This is a genomic window from Ruegeria sp. CDSC081, assembly GCF_059610485.1.
In genome coordinates this window covers 116,458-133,556 of record NZ_JBXWNS010000005.1, presented here as the reverse complement: position 1 = coordinate 133,556, position 17,099 = coordinate 116,458, and the positions used below count along the sequence as shown (strand labels likewise).

Genomic DNA, 17,099 nt, shown 5'->3' with positions numbered 1-17,099 from the left:
TTGAAAGGTATCACTATGGGCAACACAGTCCGACTGACCGCAGCGCAAGCTTTGGTGCGCTATCTGGGCGCGCAGATGAACGAAGCGGGTGAACCCTTTATCGCCGGTGTCTGGGCCATCTTTGGCCATGGCAATGTGGCCGGGCTGGGCGAAGCGCTGCACGGCGCGAAAGACAGCCTGCCAACCTATCGCGGGCAAAATGAACAGACAATGGCACATTGCGCGATTGCCTATGCCAAGCAGATGCGGCGGACGCGGGCGATGGCGGTGACCTCATCCATTGGACCGGGGGCCACCAATATGGTCACTGCGGCGGCGTTGGCGCATGTGAATAGGTTGCCGGTTCTGATTATCCCCGGCGATGTGTTTGCCACCCGCGGGCCTGACCCTGTGTTGCAACAGATCGAAAGCTTTGGTGATGGTACGGTTAGTGCCAATGACTGTTTTCGCCCGGTCAGCCGGTACTATGATCGCATCTCGCGGCCTGAACATCTGTTGACGGCCTTGCCCCGCGCCTTTCGCACCATGACCGACCCGGCCGATTGCGGGCCTGTGACGTTGGCCTTTTGCCAGGATGTTCAGGCCGAAGCCTATGACTATCCCGAGAGTTTCTTCGAGCCGAGGGTCTGGTATCAGCGCCGCATTCGCCCGGATGAGGCGGAGTTGGCCCGTGCGGTGGCTGCGATCAGATCAGCCAAACGTCCCGTTATCGTTTCCGGAGGTGGCGTGCATTACTCCGGAGCGACGGATGTGCTGCAGAGCTTTGTGGAATCCCACAATATCCCGATCACCGAGACGCAAGCCGGGAAATCGGCGCTGGCCTGGGATCATCCGTTGAACGTTGGCCCGGTTGGTGTAACCGGTGGTGAACCGGCCAACGCCACCTGCGCCGAGGCCGATCTGGTGCTTGCTGTTGGGACGCGGTTGCAGGACTTTACCACCGGGTCCTGGGGGCTGTTTTCCAATCCGAACCGCGAGATGATCTGCCTGAACACAGCCGCCTATGACGCCGAAAAACACGGCGCAATGCCGCTGCAAAGCGATGCGCGTGTCGGGTTAGAGGAACTTGGCGAAGCCTTGCACGGCTACCGGGCCGACCCGGTGGCGGACACGCTGAAGGCAGATTGGTTTGGCAAGGTGGATGCACTGACCGACGCGCCCGGTGATGGAAACGCGTTGCCTACGGATATGCAGGTGGTGGGTGCGGTGCAACGCGCCTCGGACAATAACACGGTAGTCATGTGCGCCGCGGGCACGATGCCGGGTGAGCTGCACAAGCTGTGGAAAGCGCCCCGCCCCGGTGCCTATCACATGGAATACGGGTTCAGTTGCATGGGCTATGAAATCGCCGGTGCAATGGGCATCAAGATGGCCCAGCCTGATCGCGACGTCATCTGCTTTACCGGTGACGGCACCTATATGATGGCGAACTCCGAAATGGCGACGGCGGCGATGATGGGGGTCTCTTTCACAGTGGTGATCACCGACAATCGGGGCTTTGGCTGCATCAACCGTCTGCAAATGGGCACTGGCGGGGCCGAGTTTAACAATTTGCTGGATCACGCGGTGCACGAAACGCCCTCGGCCATAGACTTCGCTGCGCACGCGGCGGCGATGGGGGCGACTTCGGTCAAGGTGGGCTCGATCGTTGAGCTGGAGCAGGCATTGGCCAAACGTGGCGAAGTCACCGGCCCCTATGTGGTCGTCATAGACACCGATCCGTACCCGTCGACCGAATATGGCGGCACCTGGTGGGAAGTGGCCGTGCCCGAAGTCAGCATCCGCCCGGAAGTGAATGAAAAGCGCGCAGCCTATGAGGTTGCCATCAAGGAAAGAAACACGAAATGAGCGTGAAGATCGGCATCTCTCCGATTGCATGGCAGAATGATGATCTGCCGGACCTGACCGCGGCTTACACGATGGAACAGGCCCTGAAAGAGGCGCGCGAGATCGGCTATACCGGCGTTGAACGCGGTCAGCGGATGCCCGGCGATACCGAAGGTCTGCGCGCCTATCTCGACACCAATGATATCGTCCTGTGTGGCGGTTGGTGTTCTGGGGCATCTCTGGTTAACGATTTTGCCACCGAGCGCGAGGCCGTGCGCGCGCAGGTCGAACAATTCGTAGCGCTCAACAGCCCGTGCATCGTCTATGCCGAATGTTCGAACACCGTGCAGGGGCAGATCGGGGTCGCGGTTAATGACCGGGTGAAACTGTCCCGGGATGAGGTGTTGGCCTATGCCGCCAAAATCACCGAGCTGGCCAAATGGATGGCTGATCAGGGCATGCCGATGGCCTATCACCACCACATGGGCACGATTATCGAAAGCGAAGAGGATGTGAACTGGTTGATGGAAGGGGCGGGCCCCGAGGTCGGCTTGTGCTTTGATACCGGCCACTTGCTGTTTGGTGGCGGCAACGTGATGGCGACCCTCAATCGGTGGGGTGACCGGGTGCATCACGTCCATTTCAAGGATATCCGTCCGGCGGTCGTACAGGATGTGCGCGAAAACAACCGCAGCTTCCTGGATGCTGTCGTCGCGGGAGCGTTCACTGTGCCTGGCGATGGTTGCATTGATTTTCAAGCCGTGGCGAATGCGTTGAAATCTATGGGTTATAGCGGCTGGATCGTGGTCGAGGCCGAACAGGACCCCGCCAAGGCCCCACCCCAAGAGTATTCCAAGATGGGCTACGACCACATTGTCGATGTCTGCGCTCAGGCAAGATTGGAGATCACCAACTAACAAACCGCCCCAAGGGGCAACACCAAGGCCATGAAGAAGGAGAAAATCATGGTAAGTCAAAGAATTGGATATGTCGGGTATTTTGACCGGGAATCCTGTGATTTGGACGAATTCAAGGTGTTGACCTCTCGGAAACTGACCTCGGACATGGTTCCGCAGGCCGCGATGATCGAAAAGAACGTCCCCGTCTATGACATGAATGCCCTGCGTCCCGCGCTGGAAGATACAGGGCAACGGCGCGCTTTGATGGCGGAATGGGGCCATGTGCTGAACCAATCCGCCGGGGTGATCGCGCTGAAAGGGGCCTATCAGGATCTGTCGGTGATCGACCGGGCGACCGAGGTTTTTCGGCAGATCATCGACGAGGAACGCCAAAGCGGCGAAGGCGAGGGTGATCATTTTGCCGCCTCGGGTGCGAATGACCGGATCTGGAATGCGCTGCAAAAGCACTGCCTGCGCGATCCAGAAGGTTTCTCAAAATACTTCGGCAACGCTGCTGTTGCCACCGCCTGCGAGGCATGGCTGGGGCCGAACTATCAGGTCACGGCTCAGGTCAATCAGGTCCGCCCCGGCGGCAAGGCACAGCAGGCGCATAGGGACTACCATCTGGGCTTTCAGACCGCTGAAAGCGCTGCCCGGTACCCTGTGCATGCACATCTGCTGACGGCGGCGCTGACCTTGCAGGGGGCAGTGGCACATTGTGACATGCCGGTGGAAAGCGGGCCCACCAAACTGTTGCCGTTTTCACAGCTATATCCAGCCGGATATATTGGCTTTCACGACCCCGCGCACAGGGACCACTTTGAGAAGAGCTATGTTCAGGTGCCGTTGAACAAAGGCGACGCGGTATTCTTCAACCCCGCGCTGTTCCACTCGGCCGGCGAGAACCGCAGCACGGATATCGACCGTATGGCGAACTTGTTGCAGATCTCATCCGCTTTTGGTCGTGCGATGGAGGCCATCGACCGCCGGTCCATGGCGCAGGCCGTGCTGCCGTCACTGGTGGCCCTGAAGCAAAGCGGCGAGCTGACTGGGTCCGAGCTGGACGCGGCCATCGCGGCGACGGCCGAAGGCTATCCGTTTCCGACAAATCTGGACACAGATCCCCCGATTGGTGGTAATGCGCCGGAAAGCCAGGCGGATATCTTGCGGCGTGCGGTCGCCGAAGAATGGACGCCAGAGCAACTGACCTCGGCACTTTCGGCGTTGAAAACCCGACAATCCGCCTGACGTTACGAACCGGGCCGGCGCGCCCAGAAAGGAGGCCCCATGGCCAACCTGCTCAGGAAACCACGCGGCCCCTATGGCAAGGTGCATGACATCACCCCTGCCTCTGCGGGATGGCGCTATGTCGGGTTCGGTCTTTACCACCTACGCGCAGGCGACAGGGCGGCCGAAGAAACCGGTGACAATGAGGTCATCCTGGTCATGGTCGAGGGCAAGGCGCATATCACCGGGGCCGGGCAGGATTGGGGTGTGCTGGGTGACCGCATGGATGTCTTTGAAAAGACGCCGCCGCATTGTCTGTACCTGCCCAACGGAACCGATTGGCAGGCTGTGGCGGAAACCGATTGTGTTGTGGCCGTGTGTTCGGCCCCCGGCAAAGGTGGCCATCCGGCGCGACGGATCGGGCCGGGTGGCATCACACTGACCGAACGCGGGAAGGGTGTGAATACCCGCTATATCAACAATATCGCGATGGAGGCCGAAGACGTCGCTGACAGCCTGCTGGTGACCGAGGTCTTCACGCCCAATGGCCACTGGTCCTCCTACCCCAGCCATCGCCATGATGAGGATGACTTTCCTCGCATCACTTATCTCGAAGAGACCTATTACCACCGTCTGAACCCCTCGTACGGGTTCGGCATTCAGCGGGTCTATACCGATGATGGCGATCTGGACGAGGCTATGGCTGTATCTGATGGCGATGTCGTGATCGTCCCGCGCGGGCATCATCCCTGCGGTGCGCCCTATGGGTTTGAGATGTACTATCTGAACGTCATGGCCGGCCCATTGCGGAAATGGCGCTTTGTTGCCGCCCCCGAAGTTGAATGGATCATGGAGCGTGACGCATGAGCGCGAATTTTGCGAATTACCCCGGTCTTGCGGGAAAAACAGTTTTTATCACCGGCGGGGCCGGGGGGATCGGCGCCGAAACGGTTCGCGCCTTTGCCGCCCAGGGGGCCAGGGTCGGGTTTGTTGATCTGAACGCAGATGCGGGCCAAGCGCTATTGGCGGAACTGGACGGGCAGCATGCCTTTGCCCAATGCGATCTGCGCGACATTGAGGCATTGCAGGCCGCGTTCGAGCGGCTGGTCGCCACGCTGGGCGAGGCGGATGTTCTGGTCAACAACGCTGCCCATGACGAACGCCACGACTGGCGCGAGGTAACGCCGGAGTATTGGGATGACCGAATGGCCACCAATATCCGCCATATGTTCTTTGCCATCCAGTCGGTGGCCCCGGGCATGATCGCTAAGGGCAAGGGGGCCATCGTCAATCTGGGATCGAATTCCTGGTGGGAATGCGGGGCAGGATTCCCGGCCTATGCCACCGCCAAATCTGCCGTTCATGGCCTAACCCGTACCATGGCGCGCGAGTTGGGCGACCATCGCATCAGGGTGAACACAGTAGTTCCGGGCTGGATCATGACGGAGAGGCAAAAAGAGTTATGGGTGACACCCGAGGCGCTGGCCAAGCAGGTGGATCGTCAATGTCTGCCGGACCCGATTGAGCCGGTCTATGTGGCGCGCATGGTCCTGTTTCTGGCCTCAGACGACGCGGCCATGTGCAGCGCGGGGAACTTCATGGTCGAAGGCGGCTCGATCTGAGGTGATGCCGCTTGGCGATGCGCTTCCGGTCGACTGGTAACTTGACGCCCTAATGCTGCGGCGGGGCGCCAAAGGCACGGATCACGGTGCGGGCAGCTGCCTCAACCGGGTCGTGCGTTTCCTTCAGGATCGTGACGCGGTCAAACCGTTCAGGATCACGATTGACGGCTTCACGCATGGCATTTCCGAATGCCATACGCAGCTCGGTTCCTATGTTGAACTTGCAGATCGAGGTCTCGCGCGCCAGCTTCATACGCTGCTCTACCGGCACACCGGACCCGCCATGAATGACCAAAGGCACTTCGGTCACGGCATCGATTTCGGCGATACGCGCCTCATCCAGGCCACCTTCTTTGTTTTGCTGCAAGTGAACATTGCCAACCGAAATCGCCATCGCGTCGACGCCGCTTTCGCGTGCAAACTTCGCGGCTTCCTCGGGGTCGGTACCATTTGAGCCTTCGCCACCGGAATACCCCACAAAGCCGATCTCTCCCTCGCATGAAATCCCTGCCGCATGGGCCATTTCGGCAATGGCCGCGGTCTCATCGATGTTTTGCTGCAATGGCTTACGCGACCCGTCGAACATCAGCGAGGTAAAGCCGCTGTCCAACGCGATTTTGCAGTCCTCGAAGGTGTACCCATGGTCCAGGTGGGCGACGACGGGGACAGAGGCGTTTTCGGCCAGATAGCGGAACATCTTGCCCAGAACGGGCAGGGGGGTGTGCTCGCGGCAACTGGGTCCGGCCTGCAGAATCAGAGGCGCGTTTTCGGCTTCGGCTGCGGCCACATAGGCGCGCATATCCTCCCATCCTAACGTGACCAGGCCGCCCACGGCATAGCCTTGTTCATAAGCCGGTTGCAGAACGTCTTTCAGTGTGGCGAGGGTCATTTGAATTTTGCAATCATGTCTTTGATGCCCGGTATGGTTTCGATCTGATAGGCATGGGTGGGTTGGAAATACTGGACTAGCGAGCGTTGGGTCAGGCCGCCGAGGATCGTGAAATAATACATCTCATACCCCGGCAGGACGCAGCAGGGGTGATAACCCTTGTCGATACAGACGGTCGATCCGTCCATGATATGATAGGCGTCGCCCGGTTCGTTATCCTCGCGCTGCAGCATCTGTAGGCCAGAGCCCCAGTTGGGTTTGAAACGGAAATTATAGGTCTCGTCATGGCGGGTCTCATCCGGCAGGCGGTTGGTATCGTGTTTGTGGCTGGGAAATCCCGACCAGCCGCCCTGACCCACGGTGAACAGCTCACTCACCAGCAGACGGCCCACCTTGTCATGCTGTTTCTGGCCCAGGATGTGCTTGATCTTGCGGTGGGTTTTGGTGTCGTCGCTGCCGTATTGCACCAGATCGTGCTGGCGGACATCGAACGGGTCCAGCACTTTGTCGTATCTGGCGCCCGCGATGAAGACTTCGGAGTGGTCCGAGGCGCAGACGATCTGCACCTTGGCGCCAACGGGTGCATAAACGCCCTCTGGCTCTCCATCCCAGACATCCTCTCCTCGGTTGCCCAGCATGGCAAATTGCACGCCTTCGACATCCACATCGACTGTACCTGTGGCCGGGACGATGCAGGTCTCATACCCCGGCACTTGATATTCGAACGCCTCGCCCTGTTTCAGTTTGACGATGTTGAAATAGTTCAGGGGCACCATTGGGTCATCGGCATCCACGATGGGTTTGTTCTGGTTCTCATAGGGGGCGATATGCATTGGGATCTCCTATGCCGTGGGGCCGGGATGGGTGGCCAGAAACGTGTCCAGCTGTTCGGTGGTCGGCATAGCGGGCGCGCAGCCGGGTTGAGACACGACGATCGAGGCGCAGGCCGAACCGCGCATCACCGCGTCCTTCAGCGAGTACCCCGCTGCAACCGAGGCCAGTAACCCGGCCATGAAACTGTCACCTGCGCCATTCGGCTTGACGGCAGTCACCGGATAGATGCCTGTCTGAAATTCCTGCCCGTCCATCAGCGTGATGGCGCCTTTTTCACCCATTTTATAGATCACCACGCGGCCTGGTTTGGCCGCCAGTTCCTGCGCCTTGGCAAACCCTTTGTTTATCCCGCCCGCCATGAAACCGAATTCTTCGTCATTGCCTACGATCAGATCACTGGCGTCACCGGCGCGGGACAGGACCTCGGACGCGACTTCGGGTGAGGGCCAACTGTAAGGGCGATAGTCTATGTCAAATATTACGGGCACACCGGCCTTGCGGGCCGTGTCGATGGCCCGGAATGTGGCGCTGCGCGAAGGCTCGGCCGCAAAGACGGTTCCGGCCGAGATCACAGCCGAGAAGGAGCTGAAATCTACCTGGTCCATATCCTCTTCGGTGACTTGGAAATCGACTGCGCCATTGCGGTAGATGACATTCTGGAAATCTTCTGTCCGGCTTTCGTAGATTGCCAGCGACATGCGGTATTCGCCCCTTACAACCCGTATGTTGGACGTATCGACGCCGTAATGCGCCAGCCGGTTCAGGCAGAACCGCGCGACCGCGTCGTCAGATACCGAGGTGATCAGCGACGCTTGACTGCCCAGCTTGACCAGACCCACACATATATTTGCCGATGAACCGCCCAGATCGGCCCGGAACGCGTCGGCATCCTCACTTTTCTCGCCGATGGGATCGGCAAACAGGTCCATGCCCGCACGACCCAAGACGCCAAAGCGGTTTCCTTTGATACCGTCCATCAAAGCGGTCACGTCATTTCCTCCGGCGAAAAGGGTCGGCAAGGTGTGTTGATCCTTGCGTTGAATCGATTCACACGATACTGATTTTGCAACCGGTTGCAAATGATATGTGCGAGGCCGCGGCAGATGCCTGAAATTGGAATTGGAATTGTTGGCGGCGGCTATATGGGCAAGGCCCACTCCGTCGCGATGTCAGCGGTAGGTGCGGTGTTCGACACCGCGCTGCGCCCGCGGCTTGAGGTGATCTGTGCCTCGACATCTGCAAGCGCGGAAGTCTATCGCGCCGCCTACGGGTTCCAGCGCGCCACCGATGACTGGCGCATGCTGGTCGAGGATCCAAAGGTCGAGGCCATTGTGATCGCCTCACCTCAATCGACACACCGTCAAATCGCTGAGGCGGCGTTTGCCCTTGGTAAACCGGTGCTGTGCGAAAAACCCTTGGGGGCGTCCTTGGACGACAGCCGCGCGATGGTGGCGGCAGCCGAGGCCACAGGTGGAATCAACATGGTCGGGTTCAACTATATCCGTACGCCCGCTAGCCAATATGCGCGTCAGCTTATTGCTGAAGGGGAAATCGGTCAGGTCACATGGTTCCGTGGCGAACATACCGAGGATTTCTATGCCGACCCCGAGGCCCCAGCAACCTGGCGCACAACGGGAATGGCCAATGGAACCATCGGCGATCTTGCTCCGCATATGGTGAATGGTGCGTTGGCGCTGATCGGGCCGATCACTCAGGTTATGGCCGATGTGGAGACGGTGCACCGGCATCGCCCCGGCGGCGAAGTTACCAATGATGATCACGCGCAGATGATGTGCCGTTTTGAAAGCGGGGTCATGGGCAACCTCTATTTCAGCCGTGTCGCAACGGGTCGCAAGATGGGCTACGCCTATGAAGTCTCGGGTACCAAAGGTGCGATCCGGTTCGATCAGGAGGACCAGAATGCCTTGTGGCTGTATCGCCGCGAAGGTCCCGAAGCTGCACGCGGTTTTACCAAGATCCTGACAGGCCCTGCGCACCCGGATTACGAACCTTTTTGCCAGGGTCCGGGGCACGGCACAGGATATCAGGATCAGATCATTATCGAGGCCAAGGATTTCCTGCAGGCCATCCATTCTGGACAGAATACCTGGCCTACCTTCCGCGATGGGCACGAGGTGAACCGCGTTCTGGCGGCTGCATTGGCATCGTCAGACGGGCGGCAATGGACAGATATCAGCGATTTCTGAAAACTCACCACCCAATTTCCAAAGAGAGACTAAGACCATGACAAAGCTGAAATGGGGCATGATCGGTGGCGGTGAAGGCAGCCAGATTGGCCCTGCGCACCGCCTTGGCGCACAGGCCGATGGGCTGTTTGAGTTCGCTGCTGGAGCGTTGGACCACCGCCCCGACGTGGGACGTGAATATGCACAGCGTCTGGGCGTTGCAACTGATCGCGCCTATGGCGACTGGCAAGAGATGCTAGCCGGTGAAAAAGACCGTAGCGACCGCATCGATCTGGTTACCATCGCGACACCGAACTCGACCCATTTTGAAATTGCCAAGGCCTATCTCGAGGCGGGTTTTAACGTTCTGTGCGAAAAGCCGATGACGATGACCGTGGAAGAAGGCGAAGAGATCGTGCGCATCGCCGAAGCATCGGGCAAGCTATGCGCCGTGAATTATTGCTATTCGGCTTATCCGATGGTGCGCCAGGCACGTGCAATGGTGAGGGTCGGGGATATCGGCAAGGTGCGTCTGGTCGTGACGAATTTCAGCCACGGCCACCACGGGGATGCCACTGACGCCGACAATCCACGCGTGCGCTGGCGGTATGATCCGGCGATGGCCGGTGTCTCGGGGCAGTTCGCGGATTGCGGTATACACGCGCTGCATATGGCAAGCTTCATTTGCGATGATGAGGTCACGTCGCTGTCCGCCGACATGGCCTCGACCATCTCAAGCCGCGTGCTGGAGGATGATGCCATGGTCAACTTCCGGACAGAGCGTGGCACCGTCGGGCGCTTGTGGACTTCGTCCGTTGCGATCGGGCGCCAACATGGGTTCGACATTCAGGTCTTTGGTGAAACCGGCGGTCTGCGCTGGACCTCGGAACAGCCCAACCAGTTGCTCTATACACCGGTTGGCGGCCGCACACAGATCATTGAAAAGGGCGAAGGTGGCTTGTACGAGGACGCCCAGCGCCTGTCGCGGGTTGCCATCGCACATCCTGAAGGGTTTCCCTTGGCTGTAGCCAACATCTATTGCGATCTGGCCGATGCCATTCGTGGCGAATCCCGCGACGGGTTGCCAGGCGCAGCGGATGGTGTGCGGTCTATCGCAGCGGTCCATGCTGCCGTTGCGTCGGGCAATGAAGACGGAGCCTGGAAGGATGCGCGCCCCCCTATGTTCCGCTGACTAGGCGCGGGGGCGCAGCGTGCCCCTTTCGACTACGCGGCAGGGGAAAATGCGGGCCTCGGGATAACGCTCGGGGTCTTTAAGCATCTCTTCCACCAGATCCACAGACGAGGTGATGATTTGCTTGATCGGTTGGTGGATGGTCGTCAGATTCACGCTTTCCCAACGCGACATCTCCATGTCATTCAGGCCGATGATCCCGATATCCTTGCCCGGTTTCAGCCCGTGATCCGACAAGGCAGACAGCGCACCGACTGACAGGATGTCATCGCCACAGAAATAGCTTTCGGCAGGTTGACCCTTTAGCAGATCCAGCATTTCCGCGCGCCCGGCCTCAAAGGAATAGGCCCCGGCGAAAGAGTATGTGACCTCAAGATCGGGATGCTTTTCGGCCTCTTCCATAAAGCCCTGATAGCGGTCCATGGCCGAGGTCGCATCCTTAGGCCCGCCCAGATATCCAACGCGCCGATAGCCCCGCGCCTGCAGCTCGCGGGCCGCCATGCGACCACATTCAACATTGTCGATCCCGACCACATGTACCTCGGGCGAGGTCGCAGAGCGTCCGAACGTATGCACGACCGGAACGCCTGCATCGTGAAACGCCTTGGCGAAACTGGGCGGCAGGGTCGACGAGGCCACAATCGCGGCGTCGACCGAATACTGGCGCAGCATCCGAACGGAATTGGCAGGCTCGGTCTCATCCGTCAGATTCACGATCAACGGGCGCAGACCGCGTTCCTGCAAGGCGCGCGTGAATTGATCGAACACTTCAAGGAAAATCGGGTTGTGAAAGTTGTTCGAGATCAACCCAATCAGTTTTGTCCGCCCCGTGGTCAGGGACGAGGCCAGGGCGTTTGGGCTGTAACCCAGTTCCGCCGCGGCCTTTTCGACCTTACTTCTGGTTTTCGCCGAAACCGAGGCGCCCTCGGTAAAGGTGCGCGACACGGCAGAGCGCGACACCCCGGCCAGAGCTGCGACGTCTTTTAGGGTGACGCTCATGTTTCGTACCTGCAGAAGAAAGGTGGGATGACAGACATTTTCATGTCGTGATACTAAGCCAGTTAGTCTGGTGGCTGCAATCGGTTGCAAATGATTGCTCGTTTGACGCGGGGCCCGGTTTATTGACCCCGAGCAGCTTCTCACCAATCGATTCTTTCTGACGGGAGATCAGGTAAATCTGCCGCCGCGCACCGTAAATCGGTCCGCGATTTGACACATTTCCGCCCAAAATGATCGAAAATTCGCCCTAAGCGGGAATTTCTTTTCGTTTGTGGGGAGGTTTCGGCACCGCCTCATCGGTAACGATTTAGTTAACGGGGGTGTGTTCCTCGTGTCAGTGCGGGATTTCGCACTTTGGTAAAACAGTCTGGAGTTCAAGTAATGTTGAATGGAATTCGCAAAGTATTTCTGAAGCTACGCAAAGACGAGAGTGGCGCCACCCTGGTTGAATATGGCATCGCGCTGTTTGTTGCGATTGTCGTCGGCGGGACAATTCTGACCAATTTGGCTGGCACGACCAGCAGCAACTTTAGTGATGCAAACTCGGCAGCCCAGCGGACAACGCCTTAAGCTGCGCGCCAATTTCCTAAGTGAAAAAAACCTGACTTCCCATTCGCAAGCGTGGGGCGTCAGTTTCCTACCAGACCACCTTTGATTTGCATAAGCGGTCTGTTTGGCCATTCAGGCCCAATTAAGTAATTATCCTGAGTTTTCCCGGGAATTGGAGGATACCATGCGTATTAAATCATTTTTGATGACTTTCCTGGGAATAGGTTTGGCGGGTGGCGCGGTTATTCTGGCACAGGATCAGATCCGAAGGAATCAGTCAGCGGGTGAACCAACCATAGTTCGTGTTGTGGCCGTGGCCGAAGATATCGCGTTCGGAACGCCGATCGAAGGGCACAAGCTGACGACCATTGATTGGCCTACTGCATCTGTGCCTGCAGGTGTTTTTACAAGCTTTGATGATGTCCTGCCTGCCGCAGGCATAGAACCTCGCCGGGCCAAGCGCGCTTTGGCGCAGGGCGAAATTCTTTTGACCTCGAAAGTTTCCGATTTTGGTGAAAAAGTGACAATCGTTCAGACGATTGGCGAGAATAACCGCGCGATGGCGATCAATGTCGACGCGCAGACAGGGGTAGGCGGATTTGTTACGCCTGGCGACTTTGTCGACATTGTTCTGACCCGCGGCACCAATGATACACTGCGTGCAGTGACGATCCTGCAGAATATCCGGGTCATCGGCGTGGACCAAACCGCGGATGAAGAGCTTGACCAACCCGGCATTGCCCGCACGGTTACGATCGAGGTCACCCCGGATGAAGGTCAGAAGTTGGCTCTGGCGCAGAAGGCCGGGCAGCTCAGCCTGTCTCTGCGGTCTCTGCAAACAGAAGAGGATAAGCCGCTGGAAGCGGTTCGCCTCAGCGACATCCTCCTTGAAAAATCACCGCTAGAAGAGGGCACGCCCAGGCCGATTGTGAAAGTTCGCCGTGGGGCAACCGACGTTCAGGAAATTCAGGTCTTTGGGAACACCAGTGCAACAACTGAGCCGGTGAACTGAGGTCAGGTTGGTCTTTCGAGGGAGGTTGATATGACTTCGCTACGCAAAATCAGGGACAAAGAAGACGGCACAATTCTGGTTTTTGTCGGCATGTTCATGGTCGTCATGATCGGAATGGCTGCACTGACTTTTGATCTGGGGCGTATCGCCTCTACCCAAACTGACATGCAAGCCTATACCGACCACGTGGCGCTTGCCGCCGCAGGAGAGCTGGATGGCAATGCTGACGCCATTACACGTGCAACAGCTGCGGCATCCGGCATGATCGACGACGAACAGTTTTTCGCGGATGGCAGCCAAAGCCTTGGAACTTCTGCGGATTTTTCGCTTCGCTTTCTGACCGGATTGCCTACTCCGGCGGCAGACCCAGACGATAACGACTCGGTTACGCCCTTTGTGACGACAGACCCAGCGCGTGCCGTCTTGGTCGAGGTGACCGCGACACCACGGACTGTTTTCCTGCCTTTTGGCCGATCGCTGGCCAGCTTGCTGGGTGTCGCCAGCCCGTCCGGAGAGGTGAATTCAGTCTCGATCGCTGGGTATTCAGCATATGCCTGTGACGTAACGCCGTTGATGTTCTGCATCCCGTCGGGCTGGACCTCCAGCGCCAATATCGGCGCTTCCATCAAATTGCGTACTGGCGGCAACAACTCGGCCTGGGGGCCGGGGAATTTCGGATTTCTGGATCCAACGGATATCGGGATCAATCCAAACGGGCCATGCGCCGGTCTGACCGGCTCAAAGCTGTATATCTGCCTCATTGCTGCGAATGGGAACCTGACTAAATGCGTGTCTCAGCGCGGTGTCGACACCGAACCCGGTCAGCGTAACGGGATTGGCAGCGCGATCTACAATTCGCGGTTCGATATGTTCCAGGCGACCATGAACCAACTGAAAAACAATCCAGACTATGCACCGGGTCCAAATGTGATTTCAGGTTGGGACCATTCTGGCGGTGGTTGTCTGAAAAACAATCCGGACCTGTCGACCAATACTATTCCCATGCCGCCGGATGATTGCTTTGACCCGGTAAGTGGTCTTTGCAATGGCAGCCGTTTTGGCGATGGCAACTGGACGTCAGGACAAGCGGCTTACAATCTTATGAATTATGGAGTTGGACCGGACGGTACGCTGACACCGCATGCGCAGGGCGCACCGACAGGAAACACCCGGTATCAGGTATATCTGGATGAGGTCAGCCGGGCCGGGTCAGGTGATATCGTCACCGGACGTGACGAGACCGGCCGCGCCCAATGTTCAGGCCAACCCAGCACCGATCCCGAGCGGCGTACGTTCATTGCCGCAGCGATTGACTGCACCGCGAACCCGGTCACCGGCCGCGCCACAGATGTGCCGGTCAAGGAGTTCGTAAAAGTCTTTCTGTTTCAGCCGCTTGAGCAGTCTACAGGCTCGGATTTCGACATCTTCGTCGAGGTGGTCAAACAGGTTGGCGGCGGAGTTGGTGGCAGTGCCGTTGATGGCATTTTCCGCGATGTCGTGAGGCTGTACCGATGAAGCCGCTGGGTCGCTTCCTCTCACGCTTTCAGCGCTGCGAGTCTGGCGCGCCGATGGTCGAGTTCGCCATGGTTCTGCCGGTTATCTTGCTGTTCTTTGTTGTGATCATCGAGGGCAGCCGGATCACCTGGATACATCAGGCGACATCTGCCGGCGTACGGGATGCGTCACGCATGATCGCTCGCATCGCACCGCTGGATTTATGCAGCGCGGGCGGCGTCGCAAGCTATGATGCAATGGCCACAGATATTGTCGCCAACCGACTGGGCGGTGGGGCGCATTTGCCGGTCGGAACAACGCTGGTGGATGTAACCCCGACCTGCATATCGCGGTCTGGCAGCTATCGTATTGACCCGACCTCAGTGGTCGAAGTGACCGCGAAAATCCAGATTGATTTTATCCTGGGCAATGTTCTGGGCCTGTTCGGCGGGGCTGTTAGCACGCTTGACACGGTGATTTCGGATCAGAGCCGGGTGCTCGGCGTATGACCCGGTTGTCGCATATCCTGCGGACCTTCCGGAGTCAGGAGCGTGGCGCTGCCCTAGTCGAATTGGGGATGGTCATTCCACTGTTCCTGTTGCTGATGTTCGGCATTGTGGATTATGGCCGGTTGTTCTGGTCGACAACCATGGCGCAGAAGGCGATGCAAAAAGCATCCCGGCTGGCAACTCTTGGGCCTCCGCTTTGCGGCGCGTTGCCGACCGAGCACACGCTGGCAAGCGGCGCTCCTACAAGTACGAAATTTGGGGTGCTCTGCCGCAGTGGCAATGTCTGTGCCGTGCCTGCCCTGCCTGCGCCTTGCCCTTTGAATACCGCGACGGATTACGGCGCACGTGTCTGGAATGATATCCGCATGTTGCTGCCACCGGGAACGACTGCCGCCAACGTACAGATCGGATATTCGCATGACGCGCGCCTTGGATTTTTAGGGGGGCCATATACGCCGGTCGTTACCGCCGAACTTGTTAACGTAAACTTTAACTTCATGATGCCAATCGCCGGTCTGGCCGCTCTTGCGTCGAACGGCACAACACCTGCGTCAAATACCCCCAACAGTATTTCTCTTCCCGCGATGAGCACATCGGTTCCCGCCGAAGATCTGGCGGCCGGGGCGAGTGAGTAAGGAGAAACATAATGAGTGCCAAGCAGATTTCAGTATTGTTGATTTCACCGGACGAGCAGATTTACTCGGCCATCGAAGGCTCGTTGCGGGGGCAGGCGAACTGCCGGTTCACCGGTCGTCAGGACACCGTTGCGGGGGTAAACGGCTCTGCGATCTCGCTGACTGCAGAGCATGATGTTGTTCTGTTCGATGTGGATGAGAATTCCGGGGACCTACTGCAAACCGCACGGAAAATCTGTGATGCCCGTATGCCAAATGCGATCATCATTGCGTTGGCCCACGAGGATCTGCCCTTGGAAAAGGCGCGCCAGCTGAAAAAGCTTGGTGTCGACGACGTTCTTCCGAGAAAGTGGATCGACGAGGAAATTGTGCCGCAGGTGGACGCAATCCGGGCCCGCCGTCAGGCGCAGTTGCCGGCCGTGTGGGGCGGTCAGGCAACCCTGGGCAAAGTGATCGCCGTGGCCAAATCCCGTGGTGGGGTTGGATCGTCTATCGTCGCTGCCAATCTGGCCAACGAGCTACAGGCCAAGGAAGGGTTCTTCAAGAAGAAAGCCGCCAACGAAGTCGCGGTTGTCGATTTGGATTTTCAGTTCGGATCTATTGCCGCCCTGATGGATGTTGAGGAAAGTGACGCCATGTGGCGGATGGCGATGGATGAGAGCATTCCCGATGGCGCCTTTCTGGAACAGGCCATGACCAAATCCCCCTGTGGGGTTGATGTTCTGGCTGCACCGTCGCGCTTTGGTCCTCTCAGTGCCATTAATGAAGAACAGATCTCGGCCATTTTGGACAGCCTCAAGCGCAGCCATGATTATGTGATTATTGATCTGCCGCGAGCTCTGGTCGAGTGGATCACGCCGGTTTTGTCCCAAGCCGACCGGCTGCTTTTGGTGACGGATGTCGCGGTGCCTTCGATCCGGTCAGCGCGGAAATTGATGGATTTCTATCACGCCGAAAACCCGGCCTTGGAAATCCAGCTGGTTGCGAGCCTGGAAAAGAAACCCCTGATCCCGGCCGCGCACCACCGCGCAGCGGCAAAGCTGTTGGAACAGGATTTCGCCCACTGGATTCCCAAGGATGAGCGAACCGTTCGTGAATGCGTGGATCGGGGCGTACCTCTGCAAGAGGTCTCAAACCGGGCGCCTCTGACACGAGCCATCCGCCGCATCGCGCAGGAAACCACAGTTTCTCTGCCGCCACGCGTGGGCAAACAGTAAATCGAAGT

Annotated in this window: 17 protein-coding genes; 13 read left to right on the top strand and 4 right to left on the bottom strand. The window is 58.4% G+C overall.

The window, feature by feature from the left end; all coding sequences use genetic code 11:
* Nucleotides 1-15: 15 nt before the first annotated feature.
* Genes iolD through AC2FH9_RS10510 form a run of 5 tightly spaced genes read left to right on the top strand, consistent with a single transcriptional unit; the run spans nt 16 to nt 5,575 of the window.
* Complete coding sequence (gene iolD / locus AC2FH9_RS10530) at nt 16-1,848, top strand: 3D-(3,5/4)-trihydroxycyclohexane-1,2-dione acylhydrolase (decyclizing) (RefSeq protein WP_496871461.1); 1,833 nt, start codon at nt 16-18, stop codon at nt 1,846-1,848.
* Complete coding sequence (gene iolE / locus AC2FH9_RS10525) at nt 1,845-2,744, top strand: myo-inosose-2 dehydratase (RefSeq protein ID WP_496871460.1); 900 nt, start codon at nt 1,845-1,847, stop codon at nt 2,742-2,744. The genes iolD and iolE overlap by 4 nt, the downstream gene beginning before the upstream one ends.
* A gap of 48 nt (nt 2,745-2,792) precedes the next feature.
* A complete protein-coding gene (locus AC2FH9_RS10520) occupies nt 2,793-3,974 on the top strand; it encodes a phytanoyl-CoA dioxygenase family protein (protein ID WP_281995350.1) in 1,182 nt (393 codons plus the stop codon).
* 39 nt (nt 3,975-4,013) lie between these two features.
* Entirely contained in the window at nt 4,014-4,820 is an 807-nt protein-coding gene (gene iolB, locus AC2FH9_RS10515; protein WP_496696277.1) for a 5-deoxy-glucuronate isomerase, read from the top strand.
* Nucleotides 4,817-5,575 (top strand): SDR family NAD(P)-dependent oxidoreductase, encoded by a 759-nt coding sequence (locus AC2FH9_RS10510; protein ID WP_496696275.1) that lies wholly within the window; start codon nt 4,817-4,819, stop codon nt 5,573-5,575. Before iolB ends, AC2FH9_RS10510 begins: the two co-directional genes overlap by 4 nt.
* A 49-nt stretch (nt 5,576-5,624) precedes the next feature.
* On the opposite strand, the gene AC2FH9_RS10505 is transcribed toward AC2FH9_RS10510, so the two are convergent.
* From AC2FH9_RS10505 to iolC, 3 genes are read right to left on the bottom strand one after another with little or no spacing between them, the layout of a single operon-like run.
* On the bottom strand, nt 5,625-6,464 hold the full coding sequence (locus AC2FH9_RS10505; RefSeq protein ID WP_496696273.1) for a class II fructose-bisphosphate aldolase: 840 nt from the start codon (nt 6,462-6,464) through the stop codon (nt 5,625-5,627).
* Nucleotides 6,461-7,297 (bottom strand): 5-deoxy-glucuronate isomerase, encoded by an 837-nt coding sequence (locus AC2FH9_RS10500; RefSeq protein WP_496696271.1) that lies wholly within the window; start codon nt 7,295-7,297, stop codon nt 6,461-6,463. Before AC2FH9_RS10500 ends, AC2FH9_RS10505 begins: the two co-directional genes overlap by 4 nt.
* A 9-nt stretch (nt 7,298-7,306) precedes the next feature.
* On the bottom strand, nt 7,307-8,275 hold the full coding sequence (iolC, locus tag AC2FH9_RS10495) for a 5-dehydro-2-deoxygluconokinase (protein ID WP_271948662.1): 969 nt from the start codon (nt 8,273-8,275) through the stop codon (nt 7,307-7,309).
* A gap of 126 nt (nt 8,276-8,401) precedes the next feature.
* Between iolC and AC2FH9_RS10490 the strand changes: the two genes are divergently transcribed.
* Together AC2FH9_RS10490 and AC2FH9_RS10485 are read left to right on the top strand one after the other, a co-directional pair.
* Entirely contained in the window at nt 8,402-9,505 is a 1,104-nt protein-coding gene (locus AC2FH9_RS10490; protein WP_496871457.1) for a Gfo/Idh/MocA family protein, read from the top strand.
* 37 nt (nt 9,506-9,542) lie between these two features.
* A complete protein-coding gene (locus AC2FH9_RS10485; protein WP_496696267.1) occupies nt 9,543-10,676 on the top strand; it encodes a Gfo/Idh/MocA family protein in 1,134 nt (377 codons plus the stop codon).
* Here the strand turns inward: AC2FH9_RS10485 and AC2FH9_RS10480 are convergent, their stop codons facing one another.
* Nucleotides 10,677-11,675, bottom strand: a complete 999-nt coding sequence (locus tag AC2FH9_RS10480) for a LacI family DNA-binding transcriptional regulator (protein ID WP_496750075.1) — start codon at nt 11,673-11,675, stop codon at nt 10,677-10,679.
* Nucleotides 11,676-12,056: 381 nt separating this feature from the next.
* On the opposite strand from AC2FH9_RS10480, the gene AC2FH9_RS10475 reads away from it, so the two are divergent.
* The 6 genes from AC2FH9_RS10475 to AC2FH9_RS10450 all read left to right on the top strand — a co-directional run bounded on the left by AC2FH9_RS10475 (nt 12,057) and on the right by AC2FH9_RS10450 (nt 17,091).
* Complete coding sequence (locus AC2FH9_RS10475) at nt 12,057-12,245, top strand: Flp family type IVb pilin (RefSeq protein WP_281972471.1); 189 nt, start codon at nt 12,057-12,059, stop codon at nt 12,243-12,245.
* 163 nt (nt 12,246-12,408) lie between these two features.
* Nucleotides 12,409-13,236, top strand: a complete 828-nt coding sequence (gene cpaB / locus AC2FH9_RS10470) for a Flp pilus assembly protein CpaB (RefSeq protein ID WP_142635731.1) — start codon at nt 12,409-12,411, stop codon at nt 13,234-13,236.
* A 30-nt stretch (nt 13,237-13,266) separates the two neighbouring features.
* Nucleotides 13,267-14,751: a pilus assembly protein TadG-related protein gene (locus tag AC2FH9_RS10465; protein ID WP_496871456.1), complete on the top strand. Its 1,485-nt coding sequence runs from the start codon at nt 13,267-13,269 to the stop codon at nt 14,749-14,751.
* Complete coding sequence (locus tag AC2FH9_RS10460) at nt 14,748-15,239, top strand: TadE/TadG family type IV pilus assembly protein (protein ID WP_496871454.1); 492 nt, start codon at nt 14,748-14,750, stop codon at nt 15,237-15,239. The genes AC2FH9_RS10465 and AC2FH9_RS10460 overlap by 4 nt, the downstream gene beginning before the upstream one ends.
* Nucleotides 15,236-15,874, top strand: a complete 639-nt coding sequence (locus AC2FH9_RS10455; protein WP_496706319.1) for a TadE/TadG family type IV pilus assembly protein — start codon at nt 15,236-15,238, stop codon at nt 15,872-15,874. The genes AC2FH9_RS10460 and AC2FH9_RS10455 overlap by 4 nt, the downstream gene beginning before the upstream one ends.
* 11 nt (nt 15,875-15,885) lie before the next feature.
* Nucleotides 15,886-17,091, top strand: a complete 1,206-nt coding sequence (locus AC2FH9_RS10450; RefSeq protein ID WP_142635739.1) for a CpaE/TadZ family protein — start codon at nt 15,886-15,888, stop codon at nt 17,089-17,091.
* Nucleotides 17,092-17,099 lie beyond the last annotated feature (8 nt).